Annotated in this window: 6 protein-coding genes; 4 read left to right on the plus strand and 2 right to left on the minus strand. The window is 47.8% G+C overall.

Annotated features, from left to right (window positions below; translation table 11 throughout):
* Window positions 1-107: 107 nt before the first annotated feature.
* Together A3751_RS15505 and A3751_RS15510 are read left to right on the plus strand one after the other, a co-directional pair.
* Entirely contained in the window at window positions 108-905 is a 798-nt protein-coding gene (locus tag A3751_RS15505; protein WP_068457752.1) for a sulfite exporter TauE/SafE family protein, read from the plus strand.
* A 123-nt stretch (window positions 906-1,028) separates the two neighbouring features.
* A complete protein-coding gene (locus tag A3751_RS15510) occupies window positions 1,029-3,743 on the plus strand; it encodes a LuxR C-terminal-related transcriptional regulator (protein WP_068457753.1) in 2,715 nt (904 codons plus the stop codon).
* A 263-nt stretch (window positions 3,744-4,006) separates the two neighbouring features.
* Here the strand turns inward: A3751_RS15510 and A3751_RS15515 are convergent, their stop codons facing one another.
* On the minus strand, window positions 4,007-4,792 hold the full coding sequence (locus A3751_RS15515; RefSeq protein ID WP_068457756.1) for a thioesterase family protein: 786 nt from the start codon (window positions 4,790-4,792) through the stop codon (window positions 4,007-4,009).
* 101 nt (window positions 4,793-4,893) lie between these two features.
* Here A3751_RS15515 and A3751_RS22935 point away from each other — a divergent pair, with 101 nt between their 5' ends.
* Both A3751_RS22935 and A3751_RS22940 read left to right on the plus strand, forming a co-directional pair.
* Window positions 4,894-5,598: a threonine/serine exporter family protein gene (locus A3751_RS22935; RefSeq protein WP_068572053.1), complete on the plus strand. Its 705-nt coding sequence runs from the start codon at window positions 4,894-4,896 to the stop codon at window positions 5,596-5,598.
* Window positions 5,599-5,685: 87 nt separating this feature from the next.
* Window positions 5,686-6,102: a threonine/serine exporter family protein gene (locus tag A3751_RS22940; RefSeq protein ID WP_197466392.1), complete on the plus strand. Its 417-nt coding sequence runs from the start codon at window positions 5,686-5,688 to the stop codon at window positions 6,100-6,102.
* Between the two features lie 15 nt (window positions 6,103-6,117).
* On the opposite strand, the gene A3751_RS15525 is transcribed toward A3751_RS22940, so the two are convergent.
* A partial coding sequence (locus tag A3751_RS15525) for a helicase C-terminal domain-containing protein (protein WP_156492519.1) occupies window positions 6,118-7,612 on the minus strand: 1,495 nt, incomplete at its 5' end.

Here is a 7,612-nt window from a genome sequence, read left to right on the forward strand (position 1 = left end):
ATGAGTATAAAGCTATAAGTAATTATTATTTTGAAGAATAAAAACATCCTATATATTACTCTTTCTACTTAAGCTCTATTAGATCGCTAACAATATAGACTAAAAATATGGAATTTGTGGCCTTAGCCAGTTTTTTACAATATGTTTTGGCGGGCGCCGGCGTCGGGTTCGCCGTTGGGCTTACAGGTGTTGGCGGTGGGTCGCTGATGACCCCTCTATTGATCATGTTCAACTACCCTCCTCATATCGCCATCGGCACAGATTTAATGTACGCAGCCGGCACGAAGGCTGGCGGCATTGTTGCGCATGCGCGACAAAAAACGATTAACTGGGGAATCGTTCTCCGCTTAAGTTGCGGCAGCATCCCTGCCTCAATTGCAACCGTGTTTATCCTCAAATATGTGTTTTCGGACGCTGCGGAATACCAAGGAATCCTTTTGACAGCACTGGGATTAATGCTGATGTTCACTGCAGCGGTCATTTTGTTGAAAGGCCGCCTAATGCGTTCTTACGCCTTGAGCGACAACCAAATGAGCTGGCTCAAACGGCATCAGACCAAATTAACTGTCGTAATGGGTGTTTTTTTAGGGGTTTGCGTTACCCTTTCGTCTGTTGGTGCTGGCGCCTTCGGCGCAGCCATTCTGATGGTGCTTTATCCAAGATTAAGCCCTGTCACGATCATCGGAACAGACATCGCTCACGCAGTTCCGCTTACACTGATCGCAGGCTTGGGTCACATGCAGCTTGGCCATATTGATTTCGTATTGCTTGCGTCCCTGCTTTGCGGCTCTATCCCTGCCATTTTTGTCGGCTCAAAACTTAGCAAAAAGGTTCCAGGAAAACTCCTACAACCGTTCCTTGCCGTTTTATTGCTGGGCATCGGCATGAAATACGCATTCTTCTGAGTTACTCACGCCCCGTTTGATGAACGGGTATTAAGTTTACTTTTTTGACGAAAGGCATAGGATTTGCCCTTATCAATAGCAAACATCCCGTGATAGCAAGAACAACTCAAAGAACCCGTATAAATGCTACTCAAAACCAAGTTTCTCGCTCCTGCATACAATCTTAAAAGTGTTTCTCGGTCACGTCTCTTAGATCGGCTAAACGCACGAGCAGCACGAAAACTGGTTCTGGTTTCCGCTCCTGCGGGCTTTGGCAAAACGACACTTATTCTGCAATGGCTTCACAAGCAAGACCGAAAAATATGCTGGTTATCGATTGATGAGCATGACAACAACCCGATCCGGTTTTGGCAGTATCTTATTGGCAGCATTGAAACGGTTGTCGATGACTTTGGTACCGAAGCAAACGCCCTACTCACAGAGCAAGCGAATGTAGAAGCCGCGGTCACATCACTGGTGAACGAACTCAGCGTCTGGTCGATGAGTGGTAACGAGCTAAGCATTGTCCTTGATGACTTTCACAACATTGAAGACAACGAAACGCTGCGCAGCTTTGCTTATTTTGTCGACTTCATGCCACCAAACGTCGAGCTTGTGCTAACCACGCGTTTTGAGCCCAATCTTCCAATTTCACGCTGGAGCGTCAAGAACTGGGTAGACGGAATTTACGCCTCAGATCTGATGTTTAGTTACGACGAATCAAAAACGTTTTTCTCTGATTATATGGAGCTATCACTCACAGATAGTCAGATTCAAAGCATTTTTAATCGAACAGAGGGCTGGATTGCCGCAATGCAGCTTACGGCGCTCTCTGCGTCAGCGAAGCCAAGTAACGAACAAGCGTACCTCAACACACAGCAATTGCTCGCGGATGACCGTCACTTCTCAGACTATGTCATCAATGAAATTTTATCTTTACAGCCCGATACCTTACGCGACTTCATGCTCGATTCATCCTGCCTGCTAAGAATGAACGCAGAGCTTTGTGACCAAATCCGTAACACCAATAACAGCCACGATATGCTTCATGCGCTAGAGCGCAAAAATCTCTTCGTTATCCCTTTAGACAATCAGGGCGACTGGTATCGCTACCATGAAATGTTCAGAGACGCTTTGCTCAAAAGATTGCGTAAGACAGACATTAAGCGACTCTCCTCACTGCAAACCAAAGCGATCGACTGGCTGATAGATCATAAACAATCGCATGAAGCCATAGAGCTTGCCGTGCAGCTTCAAGAATGGTCGCTACTTGCAAAGCTGCTAGAAACCAATGGGAACAATTTGATCCACGAAGGCCACCACTTGCCAATGCTCGAGTGGCTTGCTGCGCTACCGGAAGCTGTGAGAGCAAAATCGCCGAGATTGCTCATGCTCAGAATATGGGCTTTATTTTTCAGTAACAAAATCGAAGTAATTCAACCTCTTTTGGACGAGCTGGAGGCGCTTGTTGATCAACAGCGGATCGCAGAAGTAGAAACCAGCGCCAATGAACTAATAGACCTTCATAGCGAAATTTCGCTCATCCGCTCATACATTGCTCGGTCTCAGTCAGATCTTCGTAGCGCTCATTCACTTACCAAGCAGGTTCTTGAAGAGCTTGATAACACCAATATGCCCCTTAAATCAGTCACTTACTACGGCATTGGTCTAGACAGTTTTACAGTGGGTGATCTTGAGTCAGCAGAGTTTGCTCTAAAGTCGGCTATCGACCACGGTAAACGCGAGAAAAAGTATACCACCGTGCTTTCCAGCAGCGGCCTGCTTGGCTGGATTTACTTTTTTCAAGGAAAGCTAGACGCAGCACTTGAAACCGGCATGCACAACCAGCAATGGATTGATAGCTTACACGACCCCTCGCAACCGCGAATCATTTCTTGTTGGCAGAACAGTATTCTCGCAATGATTTACCTTGAGCGAGGCGAGAAAACCATCGCGGCGGCGTATATCAACCCCTTGTTAAAACACATCAACATTGGGACAGAACCCGGTCTGCACATATTAATCCAGTACACACAGGCAAATGTTCTATTTGCACAAGGCCAATACATTGAAGCAATTGAACGGTTAGACGACGCAATCAATGTGTACGAGCACAAGAAAGATGCAATGATGTACACGCCGCCAAGTCTTAGAGCGCTGAAGTCACGCTGCCTAATTGCAATTGAAAACCTTGAAGGTGCTAATGTCGTTCTCGAATCAATCGATTCTAAAACCATTAACGAGCTACCTCTTAATTTTGAGGACATAAATCTGTGTAAGGCTCGACTCTACCTGAAACAGAAAAACATCCCGCTTGCGCTAGAGATTGCCGAGCGCATTGCTGAACAAGCGAGAGAGCATCACCACACCTACAACCTAATTCAGGCATTACACCTCAAAGCCCTTTGTTTTTTCAAAGCCAAAAAGCTAGAACGCGCAACAAGCGCAATTAACGAAGCCCTTAACCTCGCAGGCAAGGAGAGCATGACGCGCATCTTCACCAATGAAGACGTTGACTCGGTCAGTGTAATCGCATTAGGCCGCTCGGCCGATATCTCCGATAGTTATCTGAAAAAACTTAGCCAAGAGCTTGGCGTGCAGCAGCCAAACAAAGCCAGCCAGCAACTTCCGGGTGCGGCAGCACTCGAGGGCAACCTAAGGCTTTTAGAACCTCTTAGCCAGCGAGAGCTTGAAGTACTGTCTTTGATCGACCAAGGACTCGCCAACAAAGAGATTGCTCAGAAACTGTCGTTAGCACCTGCTACGGTCAAAGCGCACATCAGAAACATTTACGGAAAAATTGGCGCGAAAAGTCGTACCGAGGCGTTAGCAAAAGCGCGTCAACTAGAGTTAATCTAGATATTTTGTGACACAAGTCACGCGTTTTCGCTATTTCACAATCACTTTAATCCCTTCGGACGATCAAATTACGCCCCCTACGCCCCTATGATTACACCATCGAAACAGATTCTGTTGAGGCGAAAATTCAGGCCTTTCTCCTCAATACAATTTCCGATCAGGGCACATGCCCGACGTTGAATGCGGTGATTAGTATGTTCGGCACTAATCACCGCTTTTTTTTGTCTAAAATAAAGCACCAGGCGCTTTTAAGGCCCGCTTTATTAACCAAAGTGCACTGTTGTTTGCTGACTTATCGCGAGCAGCTCTCCCGCTTCGTTTGAGATGAGCGCCTTGGCATACGCATACCCGCCGCTCGATTCAATAATTTCCGCTCGATACTGTGTATACTCGTCTGGCCTTAAACTCGGCTGCGGCTGAATGAACTCTATCGTCCAGCTTAAGGAACTCGCCATGCAAAGGCTTTTCATCATCGGCAAGGGAGTTGGAGGCCATGCATCAACAAGCCCCAATAGATGCGCCTCGGTCATTACTTTTGGCGACTCCGCAAAACGCACGTAACCCTCTAAATAAGGCTTGTCGGACCCCATAAACGGGAACGGCGTCAGATATCGATAATCAAAATTACGCGTAAACTCAGGAATCGCTCCTTCGATATACGGCAGCTTGGTGGTGTCGTTTACGGAGCCATTTAAAGAGAGTCGCTCAGGAGCAAGATCGATGGCGGATTCTCTCCCAGCGCCAAAACTCCCCTGAACGATCACCTTGGTTTGACCGTTCTGTAACCCCCTCCCCAAGACCTGAGAGACATTCTTTCCCTCTCTGAGGATCTCACTCGTCAATTCGAGCTCGCTATCATCCACTGGGCCAACAAAAGAAATTTGCAAACAACGAACAGGGGCCGGTTGCGACAATTGCTTTCGCATAGATTCATACACCAAAGCAGCCACAAGACCACCAAAGCCGGCGCGTCCCTGCATCCAAGCCCCATCCAAGCGCACGGTACTAGGCTCTCGAGCTACTTTATTAAGAAAACCATCAAACTGCATATCTTGAATTCTCCTTTTGAAAGACGACATCTTAGTAGCTTCGGCCCCGCTGACCAGCAAGCGCTCTGGAAAAGCACATTCCATAAATGGACTAAGCAAAAATGTCTTATATGCTTAAGGCGAATCAACCGAGAGCCGCCATGTCAGAGCATCACTTAATTTCGCAAATCGTCAATATTGGCGAGACACTTCATCGAGCAGGATGTCCGCCTTACAAGCTCGAAAAATATGTCGAGCACTATGCGAGAAACCGAGGTGTAGAAGTCATGGCGCTCGCCTCTGCAAACTGGATTAACTTTCAATTTAATGATGAGGACAACACCGTTGTCATAAAACGATTAAAGCCACCCAGTATTGACCTAACGCTACTTGCCAAGACCATCAATCGGATCACTCGTGATGACGAATCCATCAATCTAGACACCTCTCCCCCCAGCAGGCCAATGATGCTGCTAGCGTGTCTGATTGTTCCCGCCGCTTACCTATGTTTGGTAGGAAGCTCCTATGACGCGCTAATCGTAAGCCCACTAACTGGCTTAATCGTTTGGCTTTGCACATTGTTATTAAAGGGAAGACGGTCAATTGCACTGGAGTTTATCGCGCCGATGTTAGTCGGGCTTATGGCGGAGTATGCAAACTCATTTGGGCTAAACATTCCTGTATGGACGCTCTGCATTGCCAGTATTCTGCTATTCGTACCCGGCTTGTCTATTGCAAACGCGCTAGAATGCCTCGCCTTTAATGATCTAGTCTCGGGCACCAGCTTGCTCGGCCAATGCATTCTCTCATTAATCAAACTGTTTTAAGGGATATTCATCGGACTGAGTTTCGGCTCTGCTATCTGGGAAACAACCCCCATCGCTTATACCAATGAGTTGCCTGCGTACTTTAGTTTGATTGGCGCCGTACTACTCGCCATAGCGGTTGCGATCATGTTCAACATTCGACCACGCGATGTAGTGCGAGCCATACCCGTCATTGCTATCGGAACCTGGGGGCCAACCGTATTCAACTTTGAACATGGCTGGGTTGCAGCAACTTGGATCACGAGCACCCTGATTACCTTGTATGCAACATGGATCGCCAAGCGCCGAAAGCTGACAGGGACGATTTATATGATCCAAGGAATTATCCTGATGGTTCCGGGAAGCCGCGTTCTGATTAGCGCCGGCCAAAATTTCTATGGGGCTGAAGTACTACCTATTGGCGGAATCGGCGGAATTGGCAGTTCGGCGGCATTGATTTTTGCCGCCATCGTGGTCGGACAAATCACCGCGTACGCGATCTACTCACCGAAAATTGAACGTTAGATCAGCTAGACGACGCTAAACGCCCAGCTTACGTTGATAAGGCGGCAAAGCATCCAAAAGCAGCTGCCCGTAGCGCTTGCTAATCAATCGCTGGTCCAGAATCGTAATTTGCCCGGTGTCCTGCTCCGTCCGAATTAATCGACCGCACGCCTGAATCAATCGCAAACTCGCCTCAGGCACAGAGATCTCCATGAACGGGTTTCGACCCTGTGTCTCCATCCACTCTGCGATACTCTGCTCTAAGGGATCGTTTGGAACGGCAAAAGGTATTTTAGCGATGATCACATGGGTTAAATAACTCCCCGGTAAATCGATACCTTCAGCCAAAGAGGCAAGACCAAACAAAATGCTCTTTTCACCAGCATCAATGCGCTGTTTGTGCTTTTGAATCAGTTCTTGTTTGCCCATTTCGTCCTGCGTCAGTATGCGCTCGCGCAACGAGCGATCAACGCCAAAGTAAACATCGTTCATCTGCTTTCGAGAGCTAAACAACACCAGCACCGCTTTATGATCTTCAATCCAGGCGTCTAGATTTTCGATAATTTCTTCAGTGTGCAACTGCGCTTGATTCGGTAAAGAGCGCATCGGTGGAACACGCAAAACACCAACATTCGCGAAATCAAACGGGCTAGGAACACGATGATAAACAGACTTTTCTGGCAGGCCCGCTTTGTATGCCAAATGGTTAAACTTGCCCAGAGCCGTCAAAGTAGCGGAGGTCAATATTGCCCCGTAAGCCCTTTTCCATAAAGCCGCGTTCAACAAGCCGCCTGCACTCAGGGGGCTGCCAAACAGATAGATGTCGGAGCCAGAGTCGTACTCGCGCAATGTCACCCAGCGCGCGTCCGGTGCATCGCCTTCTTTTACTTCTTTTGCGTAAAACTGCCATAAAGCATAATGGCCATCCGCGCGGTTAAAGTGCGAGCCAATAACCGGATACCACTGCTCGGCCTCTTCGCGATCCAAACCACAATCGGATTTTTCATCAACACTGCGATTCAGCTCCGCTCGAATTTCATCTAAGTATCGGCACAAAGAAGCAAAATCGAGTTTTATATTGAAGGCCTGCTCTCGCAAGACGTCATCAATCAGACCATCTTTAAAGCGAAAGCGACTCTCTGTGCTTCCCTCTTCCTGATCCCAATCGACACCTTTGGCGAGATTCTCATAGAACACATTAAGCTTGCCTTGCAGGGAGATCGTTAATGGAGAAATCTGCTCGATGTTCGATGCAACAAAATGCCCTGCCGTAATGGCTGGCAGCATTTCAGAAAGGGATTTACTCAGCGTCTTCAACCAATTCTCGCTGGCTTTTAGCCCTGTCGAAACCATAAAATGATTGAGCGCTTTATCGGGTAGATGGTGCGCCTCATCGAAAATATAAATCGAGTGCTCAGGCGCGGGCAAAATAACCCCCCCACCCAAGGCGAGATCCGACAACACCAAATCATGATTTGCCACTAACACATCCGCATCATCCCAGCGGTTGCGTGCTTCGTAGTACGGACAA

This window comes from Oleiphilus sp. HI0080 (assembly GCF_001635135.1).